Raw genomic sequence first — 26,961 nt, 5'->3', positions numbered from 1 at the left:
CCGTCCGGCAGATCCGCCCTCAAATCCCTGATCCTTACGATGAGCGACGAGCATCTCGCGTGCGCAACCGGCCGCTGCGAGCGTTCTCGTAGTGCCTTTCTACGGTATGTGCTGTACCGAAAGGCGTGTTTTGTTATCATACATGAAGATTGAAAAGCGGAGGAATCTGCATGAAAGGCGGCACACGCTTCGGAGTCGCACTCGCGGCAATCGCGCTCGTTGTCTCCGCCGCGACGCTGGCCATGAGCATCTGGAACACAACCGTTCGCCCACATCGCCACCCGCTCCCCGCGCTCCAGAGCACCGCCGCCACTTCCTCCGGCTCCGGCTGCGGGAACTGCGGCTCAGAACCACAGGGAACCGACATCGGCGTTCAACTGACCGAGGCAGAGGTCCGCCTTGCCCACCTGCGCGACGAACTCGAACCCAGGAACAAGATCGCCCCCGACGAGGCACTTCTCTACTACGAGACCGTGCACGGGTTCGACGACATCGTCGTCAGCCGCTGGGCGCTCGCGTATGTGGCGGATCGACTCGCGACAGGACGATTCGCGCCGGATTCTCGCGCGACCCTCGAACAGGCCGTATCTGACGCGCTCGACAGCCCCGATTGGCGACTGCGAAGAGCCGCGATGAACGCCGCGATAAAGGCGGGAATGCTCAACAACCCACAGGTCGCATCCTCCATCCGTGCGCTCAGGCGAGACGAGCATCCCGAGGTCGCGGAGCACGCCAAGATGATCACCCTGCCAGGCGAGCCGCAGCCCACACCGGCTGCGCCGCTCCAGTCTGACGGGCGGCGCCAAGGAACTCCATGAATCCGAGCGCGAGAGAATCCGCGCGGTCCGCCCCTGGGTTCACCCTCGTCGAGGCGATGATCTCGCTCTCCATCATCATGCTCCTCACCTCACTCGCGCTCACGACCATCGCCGGTGCCCGTGAATCGGCCCGCCGAGCCGTCTGCCTCACGAACCTTCGCGAACTCGGACTCGCGGTCAGGATGTACATGGACCAGGAGAGCCGCGGCATTCTCCCGGTTGAGCCGAGTCTGCACGCATCCCGGCCGGACGAGCGGCTCCGCGCGCTGAGGGGCGATCTCCTGAACGATGTCCTGCGCGACTGGACCGGGGGCTTCTCAACACCCGACGGAGACCGATACCCACGCCGATCTCCCCTCATGTGCCCTTCTGATGATCGCTTCGGCACGCGATACGGGTTCAGTTACGACTACGACGTCGGCGCCTATCTGGAGCGCTGGCCCGATCGTCGCGTCGATCCCGATCTGGCGATCGAGGCGACACGGCGATACGAGCACTCCCCACCCCCGGGACTGCGACTTTTCAGCGATGCCGATGGGTTCCATCCCAACTCGCCTCCAGAGATGTACGGCACGAACGCAGTGTTCTTCGATGGCAGCGTCGGCTGGATCCACCAATACCGACGCAGGTTCTGATCGTCCGCCCACACGCCCGGCACTCGCGCTCAACTCGATCGTGCGCCGCAACGCGTCTCCACTCACTCTCGCCCCATACCATCCCACATGCCCACCTACGTCTACGAGATCCTGACCAAAAAGGGCGAAGGCACCGGCAAGACCTTCGAGATCGTCCAGTCCATCAAGGAAGACGCCCTCAAGAAGCACCCAGAGACCGGCGAGCCCGTCCGCCGCGTCCCCCAGGCACCCATGATCGCAGGCAACTGGTCCGAGATGAAGTCCAAGGGCAAACTCTCCAACAAGAACCTCGAACGCCTCGGCTTCACCAAGTACGAACGCAAGGGCAAGGGCTACATGGAACGCGTCGCCGGAAAGGGCGGCCCCAAATCAATCGGTGGCGACGAATAACCCCGCCCATCACCTCTTGCCTATTGCCCATCGCCGCATCCGGCCACTTCACCCTCCTCTGCGTTCTCCCGGCCTTGGTTGGACACACAACCCCATCAACGCGCACAGCACCGCGCACGTCTGCATGTTCGACACGATCGGATCGAACATCGCAACCAGCATCAGCCCCACGATCGCGCACGCAGGGCCCGCGTCATAACTCCCGGGGTCCACCCAGCGCCATCGCCCCTCCGACCCCACGCCCAACCCCCCCACGCACAACCCGCCCACAATCGCCCCCACCACCGCAACCATCGCCGCCAGCATCGCCGGCACACCGAACGAACTGGCAAGATGGATGTACGCGTTGTGCGCGTGCCCCTGGATGTTCCGCGTCGCCGGATCGATCCCCTGCCGCTCCAGATCCTCCAGGCACCACCGCTTGTACGCGCCCACTCCGATCCCCATCCACGGATGCGCCCGCGCCGCCTCGATCCCCTTCCATCCCATCAACAGCCGCCCACCCGTGTCGCTGTAGAAGTCCTTCTCCTCCATCGCGCGGCTCAGATCCACGCGCGCCTGCTCCACCCGGCGCACAACCCCCGGACCCATCACAACCCCCGCGCCGACCACCGCCGCCAGCCCCACACCCACCGACACCCACGCCCCGCGCCGGCGCAACCCACCCGCACGAACACCCCGAACCGCCGCCACCGCACACACGATCGCGACCAGCCCGACGCTCGCCAGCATCGCGCCGCGCGTCCCCGTCGCGAAGATCCCCAGCAGCGTCACGATCGCGCCCACGGCCCCGATCACGCGCACGCTCCCCCTCCCCATCACCGCCGCCGGCAGATGCAGCCCAAGCGCGCCCGTCAGCATCACCCCCCCCACCACCGGCTGCCACCACCCGCTGTTGCGATCCGGCATCCGCGGGAACCGCATCCACTCCACGTCAAGCCGCACGCCGATCGCGTGCCACACCTGCGACAGATTCGCCAGGATCATCCCAACCGCCAGCGCGCCGATCAGCTTCCGACGCTGATCGAGCACCGGCCACAACATCCCCGGCAGCAGCACCCACCTCGTGTTGTACGCCTCGTCGAGCCCCTGCCCGATGTCGCGCGTCCACAGCAACGAGAGCCACGCCCACGCCGCCAGCGCGAGCATCAGCACACCCACCGGCGACAACGCCGCGTACACCCAGCACCGCCACACGTTCAGCACGCGCACCGCCGAGTACGCCGCCAGTGGCACCAGCGCAAACTCCGCCACTGCCGTCCGCGAGCAGATCCCCGCGAGCGTCACCATCGCCACCCACGTATGAATCCGATGCCCCAGCCCATCCTTCCGGAACTGCATCGCGTGCGCCCGCACCGCGCCGCTCTGCGACAAGTACACACCCGCCAGAAGCCCGAGCACCCTCGCGCGCACACGCCCCATCCCCGCCCCATCGCTCCCACCACTCGGTTCGCTCGGTTTCACTTCCACCCGCCCAGTCTCTCCCCAATCGCCCGAGCCCGCAACCCCGCACGCCCATCACACCCGATCCCGGTACCCTCTCACTCACACGTGGCGACCATCCTCCACATCTCGACCCGCCTGATCCTCGGCGGCTCACAAGAGAACACCGTCCTCTCCTGCGAGGGACAGGCCCGGCTCGGCCACGCCGTCCACCTCGCCTTCGGCCCCATCTACGGACCCGAAGGATCCCTGCTCGATCGAGTCGAATCCTTCAACCGCGCCTGCGCCCAAGGCGCCGAGCGCGTCCGCTCCGTCGGAGGCCTCTCCCCGGTCCGAACCGCTGGCGACGCCGCCGCGCCCATCGGCATCCACATCGTCCCCGACCTCGTCCGCGAGCTCAGCCCCATCCGCGATGCCCGCTGCCGACGCCAGCTCGTCGCGCTCATCCGCACGCTCCGTCCCGACATCGTCCACACCCACTCCAGCAAGGCGGGCATCCTCGGACGCGATGCCGCATGGAAGGTCCGCCGCGATGCCGGCGTGAGCCGCGTCATCCACACCATCCACGGCCCGCCGTTCATGCCCATCGAAGGCACGCCCCTCCGCCGCGCACTCGTCCGCGCCAAGAACCACATCTACACCATCGCCGAACGCCACGCCGCCCACCGGTGCCACGCCATCCTCTCCGTCGCCGACGCCATGACCAGAGAGTTCCTCGCCCGACGCATCGGCACACCCTCGCTCTACCGCACCGTCTACAGCGGCATGGAAACCCAGACCTTCCTCCACGCCTCCCCAGGACACACACGCGAAGAGGTCCGCGCATCCCTCGGGCTCACCCCGAGCGACTTCGTCATCGGCACCGTCGCTCGCCTCGCCGAGCACAAAGGACACGACGACATCCTCGACGCCATCGGCAACGACCTCCGCGACAATCCCTCATGGCGCCTCCTCTGGGTCGGAGACGGATGGTGGCGTGACCGCCTCCTCGCCCGCGTCCGAGGCATGGGGCTCGAAGGACGCGTCATCGCGACAGGACTCGTCCCCCCCGATCGCGTCCCCGGACTCATGCGCGCCATGGACACCCTCGTCCATCCCTCATACCGCGAAGGACTCCCACGCACCGTCCCCCAGGCCCTCCTCAGCGGCACTCCCGTCGTCGCCTCCGATGTCGACGGCACAAGCGAAGCATGCCTCGACCCCGCGCGCGTCGGAGAGCCCGACTCAACAGGACTCCTCTTCCCGCTCGGCGACCGCAACGCCCTCCGCCAGGCGATCCTCTGGATGGCCTCCCACCCCGCCGAGCGCGCCGCCATGGCCGCACGAGGCCGCACACTCTGTGAGACACGCTTCAGCGCCGAAGCCATGGTCGCCCATCTCGAGCGCATCTGTTTCGACCGGTGACGCCGCACGAACGCATCTCAGACGCCGAGCGTCTCCGCAACGATCGCGAGCGCCTCGTCGATCCGCGACTCGACATCCTCAAGCCGCACCGCCATCGGACGCGCGATCGAGACCGTCTCCACCTTCGAAGCCAGCCCCGGACGCACCGGGATGTTCCGCGCCTCGCTCGCCGCCAACAGCCGCTCGTGCTTCTCAGAGAGCAGGAACGCCACCAGCGCATCCGCCCCCCCCACGCTACGCCCCCCCACGCCGCCTCCACGCCTGGACTCCGGACCGTTCTTGATCCGCGCCACCGTGTTCGGAATCACCAGCGGGCCGATGCTCGGAATCATCTCCGAGCCGATCGCCGGATCATCCGCACGCTCAAGCGTGAACTCCACCGGCCACCCGTTCCGCTGCCCCGCGAACACATCATCCGTGTCCGTCAGGCCGACATCGATCTCACCCTGCGCCACCGCGCGGACGATCAGCGAGTTGCCGTCGTAGATGCGCAGGCCATGCCCCTTGAGTGCCGCGAGATACGCCCGCGTCCGCTCCCCCCCGTGGGCCGCGACCAAAGCCGCCATGTGCCCGCGCGTCGTCCCGAACTGCGGGCGCGCAATCCCCACCCGCCCCCGGAACTCCTCTCGCAGCAACTCCGAGAGCGACGTCGGAGCCGCGTCCCTCGACACCCGCGCCGTGTTGTACACGATCACCCGCGCCCGCTGCGCAAACCCCACCCACTGATCACCCGCGCCGATCAACTCCGAAGGCCACCCGATCGAACGCAGCTCCGACGCGATCGACAACGGCTCCAGCATCCCCTGCCTCGCCAGCCCGATCGTGCTGAACGCCTCGTTCGACCACCACACATCGCACCGCGGGTTCGCACGCTCCGCGACCAACCGCTGCAACAGCCCCGTCGTCTTCGTCGCCTCCGTGTCCCCCACCACCAGCACGCGCCCCGAATGCTCACGCGCGTACACATCCATCACCTCGCGCAGCAGCGGCTCGTCAACGCTCGAATACAGCGAGACCTCGCCCTCCGGCGAAGCCCTGCGGCACGACGCAAGCCCCGATATCGAGATCGCCCCCCCCGCGCCGATCGCCAGCAGCCGCGACATCGCCCCGCGCCGCGTCAGGCGCACGCCCGCTCCCTGCTCGTGCATCTTCACTTGCTCCCGCTCGAACCGCCCCCGGCCTGCTCGGCCTTCACCTTCGCGTTCAACGTACCGAAGTAGTGCTTCACCACGTCGTGGTGCTCACGCTGAACCTGCATCGTCTCCAGCGCCTCGGCCGCCGCCTGGCTGCTCGCCTCCACTACCGCCGAGAACTCCGCCACCGACTCACCACGGATCTGCGACCCCTGCACCAGCTTCGTGCCGATGATCGGCCCCTGACCCGTCTGCACGTTCGCCTTCCGCTTCTCGATCGCAAAGTCGATCTGCTCCTCGGCCGGACCGCCCCCGCCACTCCCCTGCCCCGGACCGCCCGAGCCGAGCCCCATCCGCCCGTCGCTCTCGCCCGCACTCCACTCGCCGATCATCGGCATCCCCTCCCCGTTGCCGCCCCCCATGCACTGCGACAACCCGTCGCACTGCCCCGCCAACTGCCCGCGGCACTCCGACAACGCCGCATCCAACGCCTTCAGATCCGCTTGCGACAACTCCATCTCCGACAACGCCTCGGCCAACTGCTCAAGCCCCTGCATCCCCTCGCCCGTCATCCCCCGCTCGGAAGCCCCGCGCGACATCTTCGCCATCGCGTCCGCCATGTTCCCGAGCTTGTCACCCATCTCCTGCTGCGCCTGGGCCTGCTGGAGCATCTTCTCAAGCTGGCTCTTCTGCTCCGGCGTCATCTCGTTCGCCGCCTGCTCGATCGCCTTCTTCAGCGCCTCGGGATCAGCCGCCAGTCGCCCGTCCATCCCCATCTGCTCAAGGGCCTTGGACAACTCCCCGCGATCCGCCGCGAGCTTCGACAACTGCCCGGACATGTTCTCCAGTTGCTTGCGCAACTCTTCCTTCTGCTCCGGCGACAACTCGGAGTTCTCGCCCAGCTTCTGCGCCAACTTCTCCAGATCGTCCTTCGCCTGCGAGAAGTTCGCCCGCGCCATCGACCGCGCGATATCCGTCAACTCGCCGGGGCCGGGGCTCTTGAGCCGCCCCATGCGATCCTTCAGGGCATCCATCACCTGCCCCTTCTCCCCCGCGCGCAACTGCTCCAGACGCTCGGCCATGTCCGTCAGCCGGCGCACCGACTCGCGCCGCGCCTCCTCGAGCGACTTCGGCGCCTCGCGATCCGCGCCCGACTTCTCACCCTCGCCCTCCTCGAGCTTGATGTTCGCCTGCGCCAGCATCTCCTCGATCTTCTTCTTCCCCTGCTCAAACTCCGTGCGAACCTCCTGGATCTGCTGCTCCTCACGCGCCGAGTTGTCGCGACGCGCCGCAACACCCCACGCATCAACACGAGGAACCGTGAACCAGATCAACGCCAGCGCGAGCGCAGCGCAGAACGGCGCGGGCGCAAGCCGAGGCGTCTGGATCGGAATCGCCCTCGCAACCCGCACCGACGACGCACGCTCCGCCGCCTGGCGAACGATCAGCTGCGACCACGGATCCCGCTCCGACTGCACACAGATCGCCGTCGAGAGCGACTCACGCAGATCCGCACGCTCATCCAGCTCACGCGCCGCCGCGATCGGCCGCGAACGCGTCGCAAACGCCCACACCACCGCACCGATCACCGCGACGACAAACACACCCGGCACGATGTCCGCCCACGGCACCACCACCCCGCCCAGACGCTCCACCAGCCGGATCACCACCAGCAACGCAAACCCGAGCGTGATCGTGACGCACAGCGCACGCAGCGTCTCGATGATCGCAAGCCGGAACGTCGCCTGCTTCACCACTCGCATGATCTGGTCCATGGGATCCTCCGAGCGCGCACCACCGCCGCAATGACCACCCCCACCTTATACCAGTGTATACGGACAACCCCGCCCCACGATCCACAAAGATCGGCGGATGTGAGGGTGAATCTGAGGGGCGGAATCCCATCCGAAACCCTCACGCACCAAGAAGCCGCTGCCGCAGCGTCGCCAGCGTCTGCGCGTACACCTCGTCCGGACCCTGGCTCGCATCCACCATCGCGTACCGATCCGGGTACTTCGAGACCTGCTCCAGATACCCCTCTCTCACGCGGCACTGAAACTCGTTCCCCCGCTGCTCGATCCGATCCGCAAACAGCGACGGCCCCTGACGCGCCACCGGCTTCCGCCCCTTCTTCTCCACCCCAGATGTCCGCCGCGCCGCCGTCTCCGCATCCACATCAAAGATCAGCACAAGGTCCGGCTTCTTGCGCATCGTCGCAACATCCCCCACCGCCAGAATGTCCGCCTCCGGCAATCCCCCCGCGCTCCCCTGATACGCCAGCGTCGACGAGAGAAACCGATCCGCCAGAACCAACTCACCCCGAGCCACCGCCGGCAACACCCGCTGCTCCATCAACTGGGCGCGGCTCGCCATGTACAGCATCATCTCGCACAGCATCGTCATCTCGCTCGATCGATCGAGCAGGATGCTCCGAATCTGCTCCCCGACCTGCGTCCCCCCCGGCTCGCGCACCTCGCACACCGCCACGCCCGCCGCCGAAGCGTCGTCCGCCAGACGCCGATACTGCGTGGACTTGCCCGAGCCGTCCGGCCCGTCAAGGACAATGAACCTGCCGCCGAGTTGCCTGAGGAAAGTGGTGTCGGGCACGGGGCCGAGTGTAGGGTCAACCCGCCCCGCGCTCAATCAAACGCCCTGCTGATCAGGCGGCCAGTATTCCAACGCGGCCTCGACATGGGGCAGCATGTCCGGCACGTTCACCGTAGCCATCAGCCAGATCTGCTCAAGGTCAATGCCCCAATAGACATGCACGAGAATGTTCCGGGTCGCAACGATCTTCCCCCATGGAAGCGCGGGACAACGCGACCTGCCTGCATCGGACGTCCGAGCCGCGGCCTCTCCCACGATCTGTAACGCGTTCACCACAGCACGCTGACGAATCATGTCGGACTCAAACGCCTCACGCGACACGCCTCGCATGATCGTCAACACGTCTCGTCCAGCATCGCGCATGTGAAGGAAGCGCTCGCGGTCGGTCGGGCCGCCCTTGCTCGGATCACGCGGCATGCAGCGGCCTCGCCTCAGCGAGCACTCGATCCCGGAAGTACTTCGACAGCATCGGCGGCGTCGCCAACTGAACCTCACGTCCGATGATCTCCGACATCTCGATCTGCATGCCGGCAAAGTCCAAGAGACTTGGAACACAGCCCGGCAAAAACTCGACAAGGATGTCGATGTCGCTCGTGGGACGGAATCCGTATCCGCCCTCAGGACCCTGCTCGCGCAGAATGCTGCCGAACAGACTCAGTCGCTTCACGCCATACCGGCCGCAGAACTCCGCGATCCGATCCTCAGGGAAGTTGACGCCGTTGATCACCATGGTGAACGCTCGCCACCATTATACAACCGATGCCATCTCTCCCAAAGCACTACCCGACCCGCCGCAAAACCCCCATCCCATAGTTCAACGGCGACAGGTACAACTCCAGCTTCTCATACAAACCCGCGCTGATCTCGTTGATCCGGTCCAGAATCTCCCGCGGCCCATTATGCCCGCCGCACTGGTCCGGAAAGATGTCGTGGAAGACCACATACCCGCCCGTGTTCAGCACCGGCTCGATCGCCCAGAAATCCTGCACCGCCCCGTACACCCCGTGGTCCCCATCAATAAACGCAAGGTCCACGCCGCCCATCGCCTGGAACGCCTCACGCTGCTCCTTCAACTTGTGTGGCGAGTTCCCCGGATACAGGCGGCACATCGACAGCAGCCCCGCACGATCCAGCCGATCCTTCACCCACTCCTCACGCCCCGACAGCATCTCCGCATCCCGCCACGCGCCCTTCTTGATCGGACCGAAGTCATCGAAGCAGTGCAGCGTCGCACCCTCACCGTTCTCCTTCAACGCCGATGCGATCCAGTGCGTGCTCACCGAAACAAACGTCCCCACCTCCACCGCAACACGCGGCCGCGCGTTCCGCACCAGCCCGTGCAGCATCAGCCCCGCCTCCGGCGAGAGCGACGCCGGAAACGCCAGCGGATTCTCGTAGAGCTCACGCAGCGAACGCAGCCACGGCACCGCGTCATTCACAAGATACGACGGATACTGCCACCGCCTCGGGTGCTCCCCCCGCAGCCGCGGGTAATGAGCCAACTCCGGGTTCGGGATCGCCCGCTTGCCCTCCGGCACATCCGGCGCAGCAATCACCCACGGGCGTCCATCCGGTGAGACCATCGGGTTCGGCATCATCCGCTCCGCTTCATGGTGGCACCGCTCTCCCAGAGCAGTGCCCGCCCCCCATCCGCATCCGTCCAGTGTAGTTCCCCGCCCCGCGGCTGTCCCATAACCGCACACCCGCCTCCGCTCGACCCCACCGACCGCCGCTCGCCGGTGATATCCCGGACCTTCAGCAAAGTGACCCCGGTTTCCGTCCGATCTTCGCCTGTCCGGGGGCGACACGATCCCGCCGACAGTCACAAGGGAGCACAGGGAATGAGCGCAACGACACAGACCCGCGAGCAAGTGGTGGCCTCCGCAATCCGCGAGATCAGCCACATCGCCACGCTCCCCGAGATCACCCTCAAGATCATCGAGCTGGTCGAGGACCCAAAGTCCACCGCCCAGGACCTCAACAAGGTCATCTCCAACGACCCCGCCCTCTGCTCACGCATCCTCAAGGTCGTCAACTCGTCCTTCTACGGCCTCCCCGGACAGATCGGCTCCATCAACCGCGCCATCGTCCTCCTCGGCTTGAACGCCGTGAAGAACATCGCCATCGCCGCGTCGCTCGCCAAGCTCTTCCGGGGCGGCGAACTCACCCGCAACTTCTCCGCACGCGACCTCTGGATGCACTCCACACAGGTCGCCGCCGTCTGCAAGATGATCGCCGACAAGATGAAGGTCGGCCTCTCCGACGAGGCCTTCCTCGCCGGGCTGATCCACGACATCGGCGTCATGGTCGAGATGCAGTACGACCGCAACAAACTCATCGAGGTCTTCGAGCAGTTCGCCGCCGACCCCTCCACGCCCTTCCTCGAACTCGAAGAGAAAACCTTCGGCGCAACCCATCAGGACTTCGGCGCAGGGCTCTGCTCCAAGTGGAAGTTCCCCGCCTCCTTCACCTCCGTCACCGGCTACCACCACCGCCCCCTCGACCTCCCCGCCGAGGCCCGCACACTCACAGGCATCGTCTACGTCGCCGACCGCCTCTGCGCCGAGTTCGGCCAGGGCTTCACCGCCGACCTCACCTCAAAGACCATCGACCCCGCCGTGCTCGAGGCCATCAAGCTCAACCCCTCCCTCATGGAACAAATCAGAGCCGCCATCCCCGAGACCCTCGCCAACGCGAACCAGGTCTTCGGCTGAGCCGGAATCCACGCGGACCCATCGTGAAGCAGGACATTCGAGAACCCAGGGATTGCAATCCCTGGGTTCTTTCGTTCCCTCTCTCACCCCCCCATCGCACCCATCACATCCGCCCGCAGCCCCGTCGCGCACGTCTCTGTCATCCCCCCCGCCAGCGTCGTCGCCCGCCCGCCAGACTCAACCTGCAGCATGTACGACACCTGCGCCGCCATCGCCAGGTGCGCGTGACGCGCCGCCGAAGCATTGTCCCTCACGACACTCGCCTCTCGCGCAAGGTCCATCCCGTTCCGGATCACGAACTGATGGATCCGATCACTCCCGATCTTCTCGCCGCCGACCTCAACCCCCTCAGGACCCGCCACAAACTCACCCCCCGGCGCGCGACGCTTGTCCACGTTCCGCTTCCAGAACCACTTCGTCAACTTGTACCCCCCGATCCCGCCACCCACAACACCCACAAGAGACAGCAAGCCACCCCACGACAGAACAATCCCACCAAGCATCGCGCAAAGGCCGCCGACAAACACATACATACACCCCAACTTCGGCACCGGCGCGGCTGTCACCACAAACCTCACCCGCCCGCCCCCCAACTCCGTCGCCTCGTAACGCGCCTGATTCAGTTCCTTATCCAGTGCCATCGATCGCTCCGAGGACATCACCGCTCGCCTCGCCTCGCGCAGACACAGCACGAAGCCCGGCTCCCGGGTTGCCACACTCCATGCGCAACCCACGCCAGAACCCGCAGCCACAACAATCCAATGACCATCCCGCCCCCGATACGTGCCGGAACCAGCGCAGAGCTCGGAATAAAACACCCGGCAACACCCAGCAACACCCGCACAAAGCGGTTCGAGAGCAGAATCGAACAGTTCAACCTCGCAACCGACCAGCACGCACAGCCGGATCAGTTCCAGTTCCTTTGCAACGAATCAGCTCTTTGTCTGGGTGTGCGGACGAGGCGATGTAGTATGATCAACGGAACGTGGCTTCATGGATGTGGGAGAATCCGTGTGAACACACAACTCGCAGAATCCCGAACAAAATGGACAACGCTGCTCGCCGCAGCAGCGACACTGTTCCTCGTCCCCCCGAGCGCCGCCAACGCACAATGCGGCGGCTGGGTGCACGATCTGGGATCATATGGACCCGAGTTCCTGCGATTCATCAGGCCTCGCGTGATCGACCGCGACGGCCCCGATGGAGCGCAGATCCCACGAATCATCGGAACCTCCGCCGGTCGTCTTATCATGAAGACCGATGAGGACTGGGCATACCTCAGCGGCCGCCTCAGTGGTTACGCCTACCCATTGGAAGCATGGGACGCCGATGGCCCCGGCCCGATGACACCACGCCTCTATTTCGGCATCTCGACCACACCGCCCGGTGCTGCCCCGTACTTGGATTCTGTCCCCTGGCCCCAGACCGGCTCGATCGGATCTCACCCACTCACGCCACTGCCAGGCCAGGTCTATCACATGCGACTCACCGACCCGGACGGTCAAGGCCCCCAGCGGGCGCGACCGATCGTTGTCTGCGCCGGCTCGTCCTCCGCGACAACACTCGTCGTATTTGAGTGGAACGGCTCCGACTGGGAGCGGCGCGGCTCCATGCTCCTCGGAACCTGGGCACGACTCTTCGTTACACCATCGACAAGCGGTGCCGGTGACGAGTGGGTTATCTACGGAAACTTCTCCCGCTTAGGGTTCCCGCTCGCCAACGGCATCGCACGATTCGATGGCAACGACTGGGTCGCGATGGGCGATGGGCTACAGGGCGGAACTGTGACCGGCGTGACATCGTGGGACCATGACGCTGACGCCTCGACACCTCCGCGGCTTGTTGCGTGCGGGTCATTCAACAAATCAGGCGCCGCGAATCTGAATCGCGTCGCCATGTTCGACGGCGCTCGTTGGGTCTCACTCGGCGACAATGTGGGCGCTCAAGCCCATTCGATTGCCGCTTACACACACGTCACGACAGGTCGCGAGGAACTGCTCGCGGCCGCCTCAGGCCCACTTGGATACAACGACAACTCGCGATTCAGAGCATTCGACGGCTCCCAGTGGCGCGATGCCGGAGACAAGCGGGATTTCATCGCGAGTGCCGCCGCCCTCCAGAGATGGGACCCGGATGGCCCGCTCTCAGACCCGCCCGCGGCTCTCGCGCTCATCACGAATGAGTACGACACGCCTCGGGTAGAGCCGGGCCTGTTCATCTGGAACGGAGAGCAGTGGCGCGTGGTTGCGCAGGCACCGTGGGTATCGGAATCCGTGCAGGCAACTTGGAATCGTGACGGTGACGGCACGAGCCGTCCCGTCATCGCCCATGTGCGGATCAACGAGTACCAGACAGATGAACACCGAGATCTGATCCTCTGGGACGGCATCACGTGGGAGACACACTCGCTCGGATTGAAAGCGAGGTACATCAACGCCCTTGCACAGTGGGATCCCGACGGAAGCGGTCCTCAAGCACCACTCCTCGTCATCGGCGGCGCTTTCAATACCCCAATCCCTGGCGCACCGGACGCGGTGAACATCGTCGCGTGGGACGGTCAGCAACTCGTCTCGCTCGGTGAAGGGCTTCGATCGTACGGCGCCTGGTCCGGAGTGCGAGGCATCACCACATGGGACCCCGACGATGACGGACCTTTGCCGGCGGAACTGATCGCGTACGGAGCCATCCTGGGATCGGGTGCTGATTCCTTCGGGTCCGTCGCCCGGTTTGACGGCAATCAATGGATGCCGCTCGGCGACGGCGTCTTCCCGCTGTCGAGCTCAGGCAGTCTCGACATTGTCTCGAAGGCCTTGGCTTGGGACCCCGATGGTGCCGGACCGATGCCGAGTGAACTGCTTCTTCTCGGCAATTTCGCGCTCACGCCGGGTGGAAGCAAGGTACCGCTCGCGAAATGGAACGGATCGGTCCTGCAGCCGTTCCTCCCGACATCGCCCGCCATGATCGGTGGAGGCCCCCTCATCGCGCTCTCGGCTGGTATCGCGAACTCGACGCACCCGAGACTACTCGCAGGGTACACCTACACCCAGAATTGCTGGGACGACCCAGGCGGTGGAAGCGGTTACAACGGGTGCCGCACGAACTACAACCTGCTCGGCTTGTACGGAGAGTCGTGGTGGAGCTACAGATCATACACGTCTATATACGAGATCTACGGATCGAGCTCGTGGTCGTGGTCAGACGGCCCGCCAAGCGTCTTCGCCGAGTTCGACCCTGACGGACCCGGCCCCATCCCACCTCGACTTGTCGTGGGATTCAACGGCGCGAACACACCCGCCTTCAACGTTGCTTCCTACGGATTCCCTCACGCCACCGACTTCGTCGGCGGTATGGTGAACTATTGGGACAACGGCACCGGCTGGCCCGAAGACTACACCATCATGCGATCCCTGATCTCACATCCACTCCTTCCAGATCTTCAAATAGCCAGTTACTCGGGTGAGTTCTACGAACTCGTCACAACCAACACATACAACGATCCCGCAAACCCGCCCAGACCCATCGAAGGCATCGCACGCTGGATGGAAGGGCCACCCCGCATCCTCGACATCCCAGAACCACGCACAAACCACGAGACGCGCGCCTTCGCACTCACCGTCCGCGCAATCGGCGGCGGCGATCTCGGATACCAGTGGACATTCAACGGCACACCACTCAAGGTCGGCCCCACCGAACGCGGCTCCATCGTCCACTCACCCGGCGGACCCACACTCATCATCTCAAACGCCTCACATCTCGATCAGGGTCAGTACGTCTGCCGAATCTCAAACACGTGCGGCAGCACCTTCAGCCCAACCCTCTCAATGCCCGCCATCGGCTGCAAAGCAGATGTCAACCACGATGGGCTCCTTGACATCCTCGACTTCCTCGACTTCATGCACGCATTCGGCGAGTGCGATGGACTGCCGGGCCCGTGTGGCGCCACACCGAACGCCGATTTCAATGGCGACACACTCGTCGATATCCTCGACCTCCTCGACTTCGTTGACGCCTTCGGTACCGGCTGCGATGAGTGATCTCAAGACTCGGCCGCGGCACAATCGCCTGGGCTGATAACGCAGCGAGACAGCCCCGCCCCAAAGCGGCGACACAAGCGAGTCCGCCGCACTACACCCTCCGCACGCCACCCCCTCCGCGCCCTCTGTACTCTGTGGTGAATGCCTTTCTCTCTTCGCTTCACCACCCGTCTTCCTTCGAGACCTTCGCGAACTTCGCGTTCAACCTCCCCTCCCCAAACTCTTCTCTGTGATCCTCCGCGCTCTCTGCGACCTCTGCGGTCTCTTCGAGTTGTCGTCTCTCCGCCTCCGAGGTGAATGCCTTTCTATCTTCTCTTCACCACCCGTCTTCCTTCGAGACCTTCGCGAACTTCGCGTTCAACCTCCCCTCCCCAAACTCTTCTCTGTGATCCTCCGCGCTCTCTGCGACCTCTGCGGTCTCTTCGAGTTGTCGTCTCTCCGCCTCCGAGGTGAATGCCTTTCTATCTTCTCTTCACCACCCGTCTTCCTTCGAGACCTTCGCGAACTTCGCGTTCAACCTCCCCTCCCCAAACTCTTCTCTGTGATCCTCCGCGCTCTCTGCGACCCCCACCCATGCGGGTCTGCGATCTGCGGTCTCTTCGAGTTGTCGTCTCTCCGCCTCACCTCGGAACCAGCGGCCAGATCATCGGGATCAGCGTGATCGACACAATCGCCATCAGCGTGTTCATCGGCACACCCACCCGCAGATAGTCGCTGAACCTGTACCCCCCCGGCGACATCACCATCAGGTTCGTCTGATACCCGATCGGCGTCGCGAAACACGCCGACGCCGCCATCATGATCGTGATCGCAAACGGCATCGGGTCCACGCCCAGTTTCGCCGCCGTGCTCATCGCGATCGGAAAGATCAGCGTCGCCGCCGCGTTGTTCGTGATCAACTCCGTGAACAGCGTCGTCGTCACGTACACCACCGCAAGCGTCACCCACGGGTTCCCCTGCGCGATCGCGATCAACTGCGTCGCGATCACATCCGCCGCGCCGGTCACCTGCAACGCCCTCCCCAGCGCAAACCCCGACGCGATCACCACCAGCACCTGCCAGTCAACGCTCGAACGCGCCTGCGCTCCCGTGCAGCAACGCGTGAACAGCATCAAGCCCGCCGCCAACGCCGCCGCGTGGATCATCCCGATCCCGAACCTCCCGCCGAACGTCGCCAGAAGAATCATCCCCGCCATGATCCCCGCCGCAAGCACCGCCTTCTCATGCCTCGGGCGCGTCGAGTTCTCAACCGCCGACACCAGGAAAAAGTCGCGGCTGTTCCGCTGCTGCTCCTGGAAACTCTTGTGCGCCTCCAGCAACAACGTGTCCCCCGCCCGAAGCACGATGTCGCCGATCTTCCGGTTCGTGATCCGCTCGCCGTTCCTCGCCACCGCGATCACCACCGCGTTGTACACCGTCCTGAAACGCCCCTCACGCACGCTCCGACCCACCAGCGGGCTCGTGTTCGAGACCACCGCCTCGATCAGGCAACGCTGAGGACGCGGCGCATCCAGCTTCACCACCTGGTTCGTCGCCGGACGCAACCCGCGGATCTTCTGCAACTCCACGATCGAATCCACCACACCCACGAACACCAGCCGGTCCTCCGCCCTCAACTTCTCATCAGGACCGACCGCCGCAAGCAACTGCTCGCCGCGCTCGATCTCCGCCAGATACAACCCCGGCAGATGCCGCAGCCCCGCCTGCTCGATCGTCTTGCCCACCAGCCCCGAACCCGCCTCGACCTCCATCTCCAGCGTGTACGCACGCGGGTCCTTCCCCATGTCCAGCACCGGCTTCCGATCCGGAATCATGAACCGCGCCGCAAACACCAGATACAACACGCCCACAATCGCCGCAGGAAGACCGATCTTCGCGATCTCGAACAACGCGATCGCCGGACGATCCGCGAACTGGCTCGCCCACAACCCCGCAACCACAAGATTCGTGCTCGTCCCGATCAGCGTGCACGTCCCGCCCAGAATCGCGGCATACGACAGCGGCATCATCAGCTTCGACGGGCTCATCCCCTGACGCTTGCACCAATCACCGATCACCGGAATAAACATCGCCACGATCGGCGTGTTGTTCAGAAACGCCGACATGCTCGTCACGGGCAGCATCATCCGCAGCAGCGCGCCCAGCAGCGTCTTCGGACGCCCGAGCACCTTCTGCCCGATCCACCCCACCGCCCCCGTCTCCTGCAAACCCCGCACCACCACATACATGATCGCAACCGTCAGCATCCCCTCGTTCGCCATCCCCGCCAACGCATCCCTCGTCGTCAGAATGTCCGCGCCCGTCACAAGACCCACCAGCACCAGCACCGTCACCGCGCCCACCAGCACAATGTCCGCGCCCACCCGGTTCGATGCCAACGCCCCCAGCACCACCAGAATCATCCCGATCACAAGCCACGCTTCCCAGCCCATGCCATGACACTCCTCGGCACCGTCGCCGTTCAACCAAAAGCAGGACCATCCTTATCGGTCCGCGCGGACCGGAGTTCGCCCGAGAGTGCCCGGTTTTCTGTGATCGGCCCGCGAATTCCCCGACAACCGTGCGCCAGCGACCTCAGACGCCACATCGCTCCACCCGGCAACGGCTCGCCCTATCCGGAGATATCCAATTGTCTCATATAGACTTATGGAATGTGACAGAAGAACTGCCTACACCAGGCCTCAGGGAATGTCTCGCCCACGAACGCCGTCGATGGTGTGCAGCACCGGGTCCGGGCCGTTATGGATGCCAGATCCCGTCCAATGCCCGTCGCCGCGAAAGTAACTCGGCAGAAACTCCGTCGGCTTGACACTCCTGACATGGCCATCGATGAACACCGTCGGGCATCGCACGCGGCTTCGCAGAGATGCCGGAATCTCAGGCAGCGGATCCCGAGGGTCGTCCCGTGTATCGACAATCATCTCATCCAGCGCAAACTCCTCTGATCTGTCGATCATGAGCCCTTTGTGCGCAGGAAAGAGGACGGCGGAAACTCGCGTCGGCCTCCACTGGTCCGGCCCGGTGCGAGTCGTTGCGTTCCAGAACTCGGGCGCAGCGATCAGCGAGCAGGCGTAGAGATAACTCTCCATCACCACGCACCGCTCCCTTCCAGGCGGGGACATCGATCTGTGGGCCAGTTGCCCGTCGTAGCCGTAGTCCGCCATCCCGAAGTTCCAGAAGGCGTGGATGCTGAAGTACTCGATCGCGATCTCATACCCGCTGTGACGCAGCACCGTCACGGTCGCCCTTGGATCAGTAAAGTAGGGAAACTGCTCACCGTAGTCGCTCGTGTACGCAAGGAAAATCGACCCGTGCTGACGCAGGTTGGACATGCTGCCCGTGCGCCGAGCCGCGTCGCGTGCATCACCCAGCAGAGGTGTCACGAGCGCGAGAAGGACCGCGACGATTGCGATGCACAACAGCACCTCAAGAAGCGAAAAGCCCGGGCGAGTCACCACCGCCGTCGCGCCGATCGTATCTCCCTCTGTCGCCCGGTCCCTTCGCACCGGACCAGACTTCTTTCTGCGCCGCACACGCAACGCCAGAGCCAACCCGAGCAGGACGATGAGCACGCCGTTTCGCACGAGCACGCCCGATGCGGAGTCCTTCGTCGCAAAGAAAGCTGAGAGCCGCCCGAGGCACTGGCAATCAGGGGGCTTGGCAAAGAGCGCGTGCCCGGCGTACACAACCGTGAAACACATCACCAACCCGAGCGCGAGCCACTCGAACCGCTCGCGCCGCGCCGAGACGACCCACCCGACAACCACCAGCGCCTCTAGGGTCGGCACAATTGTCGAGAGCGCGGGAATGGACCATGATGGGATCCACTCCCACGTCTCAAGTGACAAAGCAAACGCGGACAGGTCAGCAAGCTTCGCGACCGAGGCGATGCCGAGCACGACGAAAGCCGGACAGGATGCCAGCATCGCGAAGTGAGATGCGCTCATTGCTGAATCTGGCAGCGATCTCATGGCTCGGTTGGCTCTCCCGGCTCACCGGGATTGCTATTCTGATTGCAACCGGCTCCTTTCGCACGAGCGCAAGAAGCCGTGTAAGTCACTGGGGACAATGGCCTGCATGTGGGTCCGGGGCTCATGAGCTTATACGGTGTGTAGACGCAATCTCTGTCATATACCTCGGCCTCAGCCAGCCCCGACGACATCTGCTGGGTCGAGCTGCATGTCCCGTGCTGGTGTATCTCCGGGCTGCACGGCCCGTTGTAGATGTTCGCCATGCTGCACGAGTCTCTGCTCGAATTCCTGGTGACGACGCATCCCGAAGTCGCAGTCGCATACACGGCCGGAACAACAGCGATCGCCAGAATGCTCGCGAGCATGATCCTGGCTTCACATCCGCTTCTTATCTGATTCATGATCTTTACTCCATATGTAAGTAAGTCCGATACGAAAGTAACGTCATCGCCTACGCCGAGCCGGTACGCGTCAGTCGAGCGAGCCGAACAGCAACAGCGATCACGACAAGCCCAGCAAGCGTCACCCACCCCGCCAGTCGCAGCGAGTCGTAGCGCCTGATCGGCGATGATGTCCTTACAAACTGACCGGTATCCGGCGAGCGTGCCCACGAGGGAGCACCAGATCGGTGGTCATAAATCGAGTCGACCGAAAGCGCCCCACGCTTGGGGTCGTCTCTATCAAGCGATGGAATCTGAGTCGCACTCTTTACAACTTCCGGCGTCACTTGCTCGCAACCGAGCAACGAATACTCCCTGTCCCTTGATCCGTCTGACGTGTGCTGCGTAACGCGCCCGGAAACAACGTGCCCCGACACAGAGTCAGCACGATGCCCACCGAAGACCAGTCGTTCGCCAACCGTATCAGGGAACCGCTCGCTCGATACCACCGTCCATACTTGTATCCTGCCCTCTCCGAGTGCATCGTCCCACAAGCCATCATATCGAAACACCGACCCCGCGGCGGAGATGGTCGCTGTCCAGTGAGGTCCATTACGAGTGAATGACGGGGGTAATTGGAGCTCCTCGGATATACCTATACCGATCCCCTGAAAGAAGAACATTTGTGCCATGACACGAATCTCATCAATGTAGCTCGCATAGCCGTAGCCCTCAGGAGGCGTCGCTGCATCAGCGATGTTCAGTTGACCCGCAGTAAGGGACCAAACCGCTTTGCCATCGCGTCCTCTGTCTATGTAGATACGTCGCTCACTGCCGAACTCCGAATCGGCTGAATACCGCCAATACATCGGATCGCCGAGGATCACCTCGACCGTGGTCGTCGTAAATTCACCGCGCGCACGCTGCTCATATAACCCGAGTTCGTGCCGAAGCGGGTGGTCCGGCTTCCCTTCCACCTGCGATCGCATCTCCTCGAGTTGCTCCCGAGACGGGACATACAACTCTCGAGTCTGGTATGTGAATCTCAGTGGTTGCGAGAGTTCGCGTGGAAACGCCCTTGACTCATTCCATAGCCGCAGGAACCACGTCTCGACATCATCCGCAGCAGAAGCCGAGGTCGCGACCGGAACAGAAGTCACCCACGCAATGATCAGCATCCTCAGCATGTCACCATGATAACCAAACCGGGGGGGGGGGGGGGGCAAGCGTCATCGCATGCGATTCTCAGATTTTCTTCCCGCGGCCGACAGACTATCACCCGCTCGAATTCCCCCACCCACACACACGCCCCCCTCCACACTCCCCCCACGCGCAATCCTTGCCGATCCCCACGCTCCCCCTTCACCCGAACTTCTTGTCCAAACGAATCCCGATTTCAGCCCACGCCCCGATTGACCGACCATAACCTACCCCCGCGCGGCGATGGCTGCCCCTCCCCGCGCAATGGTCAGGGAGACGATCGGCGTGCGAATCTTCATCACAGGTGGCTCCGGCTTCATCGGCTCATACTTCCATGACCTGCTCACCACCGCAGGCCACGAACTGGTCATCTACGACCTCGTCCAACCCCCATTCGCACTCAAAAACGCCACCTTCATCAGGGGCGATGTCCGCGACGGAGAGAAACTCAAACGCTCCATGGCCGGCTGCGACCGCGTCCTCGCCCTCGCCGCCGCACACCACGACTTCGGCATCGACCACGACACCTACTTCGCCGTCAACGAACGCGGCACCCAACTCATCTGCGACGCCATGGACACCCACGGCATCCGCGACCTCTGCTTCTACTCCTCCTGCGCCGTCTTCGGCGACTCCAAGCCCCCCCTCCGCGAAGACTCACCCACCGCCCCAAACTCCCCCTACGGCGCATCCAAGCTCGCCGGCGAGAAGGTCATCAAGCCCTGGGCCGATCAAGGCGCCAACCGCCGCGCCCTCATCATCCGACCCACCATCACCTTCGGCCCGCGCAACTTCGCCAACATGTACTCCCTCATCCGCCAGATCCACAACAAGCGCTACCTGCAGATCGGCCGCGGCTCCAACATCAAGTCCCTCTCCTACGTCGAGAACATCGTCAGCGCGACCAACTTCCTCTGGATGCGCCCCGAATCCGACCGCGCCCCCTTCGACATCTACAACTACATCGATAAGCCCGACCTCAACAGCCGCCAGATCGCCGAAGCCGTCTACGCCGCGCTCGGCCGCAAGTTCCCCTCCTTCTCCATCCCCATGGGGCTGGGCCTCCTCCTCGCACTCCCCTTCGACATCGTCATCAAACTCACCGGCAAGAACCTCCCCGTCTCCTCCGCCCGCGTGAAAAAACTCGCCGGCACCGAGACCAAGTTCGAAGCCGACAAACTCACCGCCGCCGGCTTCACGCCCCCCATCCCGCTCACCGAGGGCATCGCCCGCATGGTCCGCTGGTACCTCGACGAAGGACGCACCAAAGAAGCCGTCTGGCACCTCCCGCCCGCCCAGCCCGTCATCGTCGCGGATTGAGGCAAGCCGGCATTCGGCATCAGCCATTGGGCATTCGGCATTCGGCGTTCGGCGTTCGGCGTTCGGTACGAAGCAACGGACGGGCACAGAGGGCCTTCATGCCTCCCTGCCTTTGTGCCTTTGTGCCTATGTGCCTTCGTGCCTTCCTGCCTCCCTGCCTCCATGCCTCCGTGCCTCCGCCCCTTTTCCTATTTGCCCTCTCATCCTCTACCACTCCCCGCACTTCCACACTACCCTGCCTCTGCACGACTTCACCCCGAGGGCACCCCCATGGCCTCCGTCTGCTTCTACTTCCAGGTCCACCAGCCCTACCGCCTCCGACGCTACTCCGTCTTCGACGCCGACCCGTTCTACTTCGACAACCTCAAGAACCAGACCATCGCCAACAAGGTCGCCGACAAGTGCTATCGCCCCGCGACCGCCCTGATCCTCGACCTCGTCAAACGCCACAAGGGCAACTTCCGCGTCTCCTACGCCATCACCGGCGTCTGCCTCGACCAGCTCCAGGCCTGGTGCCCCGATGTCATCGACCTCTTCAAAGAGCTCGCCGACACCGGCTGCTGCGAGTTCATCGGTGAGACCTACTACCACTCCCTCTCCTTCCTCTACTCAAAGGACGAGTTCAACCGCCAGGTCGACATGCACACGAAGAAGATCCAGGATCTCTTCGGCCACACACCCACCTTCTTCCGCAACACCGAGCTCATCTACAACAACGAACTCGCCCAGCACGTCTCCCAGATGAAAGACGCCCGCGGCAACCCCCGCTTCCACGGCATCATCTGCGAAGGCGCCGACCACAAGCTCGGCTTCCGCTCACCCAACTACGTCTACGCACCCCCCGCCCACATGGTCTCGGGCCCGGGCCGCGAGGGCCGGCCCTTCTCCGTCCTCCTCAAGAACTACCGCCTCTCCGACGACATCGCCTTCCGCTTCTCCAACCGCGGCTGGGCCGAGTGGCCCCTCTCCGCCGAGCGCTTCGCCCACTGGGTCCACCAGATCAACGGCGATGGCTACCTCTGCAACCTCTTCATGGACTACGAAACCTTCGGCGAGCACCAGTGGGCCGACACCGGCATCTTCCAGTTCCTCGAAAAACTCCCCGAAGCCATCTTCGACGTCGCCAAGAAACACGACGGCACGACAGAAAACCACTTCATCACGCCCAGCATGGCCGCGAAACAGTTCGAGCCCGTCGGCGTCTACGACGTCCACGACTACATCTCATGGGCCGACACCGAGCGCGACCTCACCGCCTGGCGCGGCAACGCCATGCAGACAAACGCCCTCGACGACACCTACCGGCTGGAAGCCCCCATCAAACGTGCCCTCGCCGCCGCCCAGAAATCCGGCACACCCGCCGCCCTCGCCCACGCCGAGTACCTCCTCGAAGACTGGCGCAAACTCACCACCTCCGACCACTTCTACTACATGTGCACGAAGTACTGGGCCGACGGCGACGTCCACAAGTACTTCTCCCCGTACGACTCCCCCTATGACGCGTACATCAACTTCATGAACACGCTGGATAACGTAAGGACGAGGATTGCGGGATTGGGAATAATCAACACCTCTAGGTAGTTGACCATCACTTGACGCCACGGGGGCAGCATGCCGCGTATTACACTCATCCAGTTGAGCGACATTCACTTCTCCGCGACAGATCCCAACCCTCTATCAAGTAGAACAGAAGCCATCATTGGCGCTCTTCGCGAAGCCACGTTGACCTCAGACGCGTGTTTCCTTGTTCTTAATGGCGACACCGCCGACAAAGGCCACGAAGACGAGTATAAATACGCCACGCAGTTCCTGACAACGCTATGTGATTCTCTTTCTCAAGACCACAATCACATGCCGTTGGCTATATTATCCGTTCCTGGTAACCATGACTGTGATTTATCTAGTCACACACAAGTTCGTGACCTGCTCGTAGCCAATCCACCACGATCACCCGACTCCTCAGTCGTGAATGCGTGTCTGGAAGTGCAAACACCCTATCGCGTATTTGAGAACTCGCTACCTTCGTTCTCACGCGGTTTCACAGCGCCGCCGGAACGAGTCGACCACTCCATGCTTCACCATGAGTATGTGTTCACACTCGGTTCGGATCACTTGTCGTTTCACTTGCTTAACTCCTCATGGTTATCACGGTTGCATGAGCAACCCGGCACGCTGTATTTACCCGTCTCCGACACTACACCCCATATGCGGGGCGAGTCGCATACACACATATCTGTACTTCATCACCCATATTCATGGCTGGAACCAAACAACGCGTTGGCGATACGCGAGTATTTACAGTCATACTCCGACGTCATCATGACGGGGCACATGCACCGCCAAGCAGCCTACAGCGTCCTACAAGCTACGGGTGAACGCAATGAGTATATTGAAGGATCCGTCCTCCAAGACGAAGATGAATCCAGAAGTGGCTTTAATGTCATCCACCTCGATCTTTCTACATTTGAACTTAGTGTTGATACGTACTCCTTAAATGGTAGTGAACACTATGAACTGGCCTCGCGCACGCCCCCCCAACCGTTCCATCGGCAAAAGCGCCGAGTGGGCACCCAATTTGTGCACACGGACGCTTTTCGAGGCTTCCTTGAGGATGTCGGAGCCACATACCATTACGGCGGACGGCGTCCGTTACGACTAAGCTCAATGTTCGTCTATCCATTCTTGCGAGACATCAGCAAGTTTGCTGATGAGCCGTCGCTATCGATGGTGCGACAACGCGAACTCATCTCCCTTGTGCAGTTAACCCCCTGCACTCTTATCACTGGCTCCAACAAATGCGGCAAGACCGCCCTTGCCAAGACAATTACCACGGACCTCTTAAAGAACGCCAGAGTGCCCCTACACCTCAGCGGCACGCACGTCAAATCGGCTGACGCCAAAAAACTACGCTCGCTGTACGACCGACTTGTTGAAGAGCAGTATGGCAAGGATACCAGCCTTCGATTTTGGCAATTAAAGCGAGAAGAACGAGTGGCCGTGGTGGATGACTACCACCTAGTGCGACTCAATCGAAAACTGCGCAATGAGTTCATACTGAATCTGCAACAGCACTTTGGTATTGTTGTATTTCTCAGCACAGACCAAGCAATCCTTGACGAACTAACCGCTGACGAGTCGGTTCCAAGTGTGTTGTCCCAGTTTCGCCATTTGCAGCTGTTAGAATTCGGCTATTTGCTTCGACATGAATTGATTCGCCGATGGTATACATTGAATATAACAGACGAAGTTGATGACGAGGAGCTTGAGCGCAAAATATCTGAGGCCGAGCGTCTCGTATCTAGTTCGCTGCGTCATGACTTTGTCCCCTCGTTTCCCATCTTCGTGCTCATTCTGCTTCACACCATTGATACGCCGCACCGAGAGCAGTCGTCGAACGGCTCATTCGGGTACTTATACGAAGTCTTGGTCAATACAGCCTTGTTGTCATCGAGTAGCACGATTGCTTCTATCGACACCAAGCACAACTACTTGGCACATTTGGCGTTTGACATGCATACGTCGCAAGAGGAACACTGGAAGGATGCTCGCGTCGAGGACTGGCATCGGCAGCACTGCGAGTCATTTGCTCACAAACTCGACTATGCCCGCATGCGCAACGATCTTGCAGGCTGCGGCATTCTCGAGTGTGATGATGGTGAGGTCTGGTTCAAGTACAAGTACGTGCAGCTCTATTTCGTTGCAGAGTGCATCGCTAAGAACATTGGCGACGAGAGAATGCGTGCGTATATACGAGCATTGATCGATTCTGTGTATTTCGAGGATAATGCCAGTATAATCATCTGCCTTTGTCATACTAGCAAAGATCCGTTTGTTATTAATGAGATTATCGCGCGTTCAACGCAACTGTTCGCCGGTGTTGCCGAAGTTGATTTTGAGACAGATACTAAGTTCATAGGTGATATCAGCAATCTGATTCCCAACAGAGTATTCGAGAGTGCAAAGCGAGAAGAGCGGCGTCGCTTGATGCTGGAGCGTCAAGAGCAGGTGCATGCCGAGGCTTGCGCATCACACGTTCTTGTGCAGCCCCAAGACGAGAGATTCTCGAAAGCCATGGATCTCTCGACAAACATGAACTCGGCTTTCGCGATGGTGCAGATACTTGGTCAGGTGTTAAAGAACTTTGGCGGCTCCATGAGAGCGGAGCGAAAGCTCGAAGTTGCACACGAATGCTACAGAGTTGGCTTACGGGCGACTCGAGCGATGTTCGACTTTATCAGCGAGAATCAAGACATTGTCGTCGAAAGATATATTGCCGGCGCTCGAATGTCGCGTGCCAACGATCCGAGAGCGATCGATAAGTATCGAAGTATTAATGATGTCATAGAAATGGACGTAAAGAACAAACTGCTCAGTCTAATTGAGTCAGTCGCGTTGGGCACGATATGTCATATTTCGTCATCGGTGGGCATGCAGGAGCTCGAGAAAACATTTGAACAGATGGTACGTGATAGCAATACTCCCGCATACAGATTAATCGATCTTGCTGTTAGGCTGGATAACTTCACAGTGTTTCCCTCGACAGAAGTGCGGGATATCGGCAAGGATTTCAAGGATAAGTTCTTTCCTATGATGCTCGCGCGAGATCTCGTGTGGTATCACCTGCACTTGTTTAAGGTGAAGTATCGCATCAAGCAAGAGGCGTGCGAGCGACTTGATATAAAGCTACTCGGGTCAGAGTTCAATGAGAAGCTGAAGAAGGACTTGTAGACGATTCGGAGCAGGTGCCCCGTACATCACAGTGCACCGTCCCCTAGGCTTGTCCCTCGGGACGACCCTCGGCGCTCATCTCTCCTTCGGCAGGTGGCCCGACGTGCACCCCGTTTGTTGGTCGCTCTGGACGAACCTCGGTGCTCTTCTCTCCCTCACCCTCCATCCCCCGCGGCCAGTCCCG

General features: G+C 62.4%; 20 protein-coding genes. 9 read left to right on the top strand and 11 right to left on the bottom strand.

Annotation, left to right across the window (positions count from 1 at the left end; translation table 11 throughout):
* Positions 1-170: 170 nt before the first annotated feature.
* From KF838_13905 to KF838_13895, 3 genes are all read left to right on the top strand, one after another.
* Positions 171-818, top strand: coding sequence for a hypothetical protein (locus KF838_13905; GenBank protein QYK47871.1), 648 nt, complete (start codon positions 171-173; stop codon positions 816-818).
* Positions 815-1,453: a type II secretion system protein gene (locus KF838_13900; GenBank protein QYK49841.1), complete on the top strand. Its 639-nt coding sequence runs from the start codon at positions 815-817 to the stop codon at positions 1,451-1,453. Before KF838_13905 ends, KF838_13900 begins: the two co-directional genes overlap by 4 nt.
* 87 nt (positions 1,454-1,540) lie before the next feature.
* Positions 1,541-1,843, top strand: a complete 303-nt coding sequence (locus KF838_13895) for a zinc ribbon domain-containing protein (GenBank protein ID QYK47870.1) — start codon at positions 1,541-1,543, stop codon at positions 1,841-1,843.
* A 48-nt stretch (positions 1,844-1,891) separates the two neighbouring features.
* Here the strand turns inward: KF838_13895 and KF838_13890 are convergent, their stop codons facing one another.
* A complete protein-coding gene (locus KF838_13890; protein ID QYK47869.1) occupies positions 1,892-3,313 on the bottom strand; it encodes an O-antigen ligase family protein in 1,422 nt (473 codons plus the stop codon).
* 81 nt (positions 3,314-3,394) lie between these two features.
* Between KF838_13890 and KF838_13885 the strand changes: the two genes are divergently transcribed.
* Positions 3,395-4,690, top strand: coding sequence for a glycosyltransferase (locus KF838_13885; protein ID QYK47868.1), 1,296 nt, complete (start codon positions 3,395-3,397; stop codon positions 4,688-4,690).
* A gap of 17 nt (positions 4,691-4,707) precedes the next feature.
* On the opposite strand, the gene KF838_13880 is transcribed toward KF838_13885, so the two are convergent.
* The 6 genes from KF838_13880 to KF838_13855 form a co-directional block, all read right to left on the bottom strand.
* Positions 4,708-5,838, bottom strand: a complete 1,131-nt coding sequence (locus KF838_13880) for an extracellular solute-binding protein (GenBank protein QYK47867.1) — start codon at positions 5,836-5,838, stop codon at positions 4,708-4,710.
* Positions 5,839-5,840: 2 nt separating this feature from the next.
* Complete coding sequence (locus tag KF838_13875) at positions 5,841-7,598, bottom strand: hypothetical protein (GenBank protein QYK47866.1); 1,758 nt, start codon at positions 7,596-7,598, stop codon at positions 5,841-5,843.
* Between the two features lie 139 nt (positions 7,599-7,737).
* On the bottom strand, positions 7,738-8,430 hold the full coding sequence (gene tmk / locus KF838_13870; GenBank protein QYK47865.1) for a dTMP kinase: 693 nt from the start codon (positions 8,428-8,430) through the stop codon (positions 7,738-7,740).
* A gap of 36 nt (positions 8,431-8,466) precedes the next feature.
* Complete coding sequence (locus tag KF838_13865; GenBank protein QYK47864.1) at positions 8,467-8,847, bottom strand: DUF86 domain-containing protein; 381 nt, start codon at positions 8,845-8,847, stop codon at positions 8,467-8,469.
* Positions 8,837-9,160 carry a nucleotidyltransferase family protein gene (locus tag KF838_13860; protein QYK47863.1) on the bottom strand — a complete coding sequence of 108 codons (324 nt, stop codon included), beginning with the start codon at positions 9,158-9,160 and terminating at the stop codon, positions 8,837-8,839. Before KF838_13860 ends, KF838_13865 begins: the two co-directional genes overlap by 11 nt.
* Positions 9,161-9,209: 49 nt before the next feature.
* The gene (locus KF838_13855; protein ID QYK47862.1) at positions 9,210-10,025 is read right to left on the bottom strand and encodes a class I SAM-dependent methyltransferase; all 816 of its coding nucleotides are present in this window, start codon (positions 10,023-10,025) and stop codon (positions 9,210-9,212) included.
* A gap of 246 nt (positions 10,026-10,271) precedes the next feature.
* Between KF838_13855 and KF838_13850 the strand changes: the two genes are divergently transcribed.
* Positions 10,272-11,144 (top strand): HDOD domain-containing protein, encoded by an 873-nt coding sequence (locus KF838_13850; GenBank protein ID QYK47861.1) that lies wholly within the window; start codon positions 10,272-10,274, stop codon positions 11,142-11,144.
* A gap of 83 nt (positions 11,145-11,227) precedes the next feature.
* On the opposite strand, the gene KF838_13845 is transcribed toward KF838_13850, so the two are convergent.
* Positions 11,228-11,785 carry a hypothetical protein gene (locus KF838_13845; protein QYK47860.1) on the bottom strand — a complete coding sequence of 186 codons (558 nt, stop codon included), beginning with the start codon at positions 11,783-11,785 and terminating at the stop codon, positions 11,228-11,230.
* 372 nt (positions 11,786-12,157) lie between these two features.
* On the opposite strand from KF838_13845, the gene KF838_13840 reads away from it, so the two are divergent.
* Complete coding sequence (locus tag KF838_13840) at positions 12,158-15,178, top strand: hypothetical protein (protein ID QYK47859.1); 3,021 nt, start codon at positions 12,158-12,160, stop codon at positions 15,176-15,178.
* Between the two features lie 620 nt (positions 15,179-15,798).
* Here KF838_13840 and KF838_13835 read toward each other — a convergent pair.
* The 3 genes from KF838_13835 to KF838_13825 all read right to left on the bottom strand — a co-directional run bounded on the left by KF838_13835 (position 15,799) and on the right by KF838_13825 (position 20,716).
* Positions 15,799-17,610 carry an SLC13 family permease gene (locus tag KF838_13835; GenBank protein ID QYK47858.1) on the bottom strand — a complete coding sequence of 604 codons (1,812 nt, stop codon included), beginning with the start codon at positions 17,608-17,610 and terminating at the stop codon, positions 15,799-15,801.
* A gap of 249 nt (positions 17,611-17,859) precedes the next feature.
* Complete coding sequence (locus KF838_13830) at positions 17,860-19,149, bottom strand: prepilin-type N-terminal cleavage/methylation domain-containing protein (GenBank protein ID QYK47857.1); 1,290 nt, start codon at positions 19,147-19,149, stop codon at positions 17,860-17,862.
* A 451-nt stretch (positions 19,150-19,600) separates the two neighbouring features.
* Positions 19,601-20,716 carry a hypothetical protein gene (locus tag KF838_13825; protein QYK47856.1) on the bottom strand — a complete coding sequence of 372 codons (1,116 nt, stop codon included), beginning with the start codon at positions 20,714-20,716 and terminating at the stop codon, positions 19,601-19,603.
* Between the two features lie 256 nt (positions 20,717-20,972).
* Between KF838_13825 and KF838_13820 the strand changes: the two genes are divergently transcribed.
* From KF838_13820 to KF838_13810, 3 genes are all read left to right on the top strand, one after another.
* The gene (locus tag KF838_13820) at positions 20,973-22,049 is read left to right on the top strand and encodes an NAD(P)-dependent oxidoreductase (GenBank protein QYK47855.1); all 1,077 of its coding nucleotides are present in this window, start codon (positions 20,973-20,975) and stop codon (positions 22,047-22,049) included.
* 270 nt (positions 22,050-22,319) lie between these two features.
* On the top strand, positions 22,320-23,630 hold the full coding sequence (locus tag KF838_13815) for a glycoside hydrolase family 57 protein (protein QYK47854.1): 1,311 nt from the start codon (positions 22,320-22,322) through the stop codon (positions 23,628-23,630).
* A gap of 54 nt (positions 23,631-23,684) precedes the next feature.
* A complete protein-coding gene (locus tag KF838_13810) occupies positions 23,685-26,777 on the top strand; it encodes a hypothetical protein (GenBank protein ID QYK47853.1) in 3,093 nt (1,030 codons plus the stop codon).
* Positions 26,778-26,961: the final 184 nt, after the last annotated feature.

The organism is Phycisphaeraceae bacterium (assembly GCA_019454185.1).
GTDB lineage: Bacteria > Planctomycetota > Phycisphaerae > Phycisphaerales > UBA1924 > JAHBWV01.
The sequence above is the reverse complement of the archived record's forward strand: the minus strand, read 5'-3'. Positions and strand labels throughout refer to the sequence as shown.

Coding starts and splice junctions, on each gene's coding strand:
- KF838_13905 (QYK47871.1), top strand. CDS start 171: ATGAAAGGCGGCACACGCTTCGGAGTCGCACTCGCGGCAATCGCGCTC.
- KF838_13900 (QYK49841.1), top strand. CDS start 815: ATGAATCCGAGCGCGAGAGAATCCGCGCGGTCCGCCCCTGGGTTCACC.
- KF838_13895 (QYK47870.1), top strand. CDS start 1,541: ATGCCCACCTACGTCTACGAGATCCTGACCAAAAAGGGCGAAGGCACC.
- KF838_13880 (QYK47867.1), bottom strand. CDS start 5,838: ATGCACGAGCAGGGAGCGGGCGTGCGCCTGACGCGGCGCGGGGCGATG.
- KF838_13875 (QYK47866.1), bottom strand. CDS start 7,598: ATGGACCAGATCATGCGAGTGGTGAAGCAGGCGACGTTCCGGCTTGCG.
- KF838_13865 (QYK47864.1), bottom strand. CDS start 8,847: ATGCCGCGTGATCCGAGCAAGGGCGGCCCGACCGACCGCGAGCGCTTC.
- KF838_13860 (QYK47863.1), bottom strand. CDS start 9,160: ATGGTGATCAACGGCGTCAACTTCCCTGAGGATCGGATCGCGGAGTTC.
- KF838_13855 (QYK47862.1), bottom strand. CDS start 10,025: ATGCCGAACCCGATGGTCTCACCGGATGGACGCCCGTGGGTGATTGCT.
- KF838_13850 (QYK47861.1), top strand. CDS start 10,272: ATGAGCGCAACGACACAGACCCGCGAGCAAGTGGTGGCCTCCGCAATC.
- KF838_13845 (QYK47860.1), bottom strand. CDS start 11,785: ATGGCACTGGATAAGGAACTGAATCAGGCGCGTTACGAGGCGACGGAG.
- KF838_13835 (QYK47858.1), bottom strand. CDS start 17,610: ATGGGCTGGGAAGCGTGGCTTGTGATCGGGATGATTCTGGTGGTGCTG.
- KF838_13830 (QYK47857.1), bottom strand. CDS start 19,149: ATGAGATCGCTGCCAGATTCAGCAATGAGCGCATCTCACTTCGCGATG.
- KF838_13825 (QYK47856.1), bottom strand. CDS start 20,716: ATGCTGAGGATGCTGATCATTGCGTGGGTGACTTCTGTTCCGGTCGCG.
- KF838_13820 (QYK47855.1), top strand. CDS start 20,973: ATGGCTGCCCCTCCCCGCGCAATGGTCAGGGAGACGATCGGCGTGCGA.
- KF838_13815 (QYK47854.1), top strand. CDS start 22,320: ATGGCCTCCGTCTGCTTCTACTTCCAGGTCCACCAGCCCTACCGCCTC.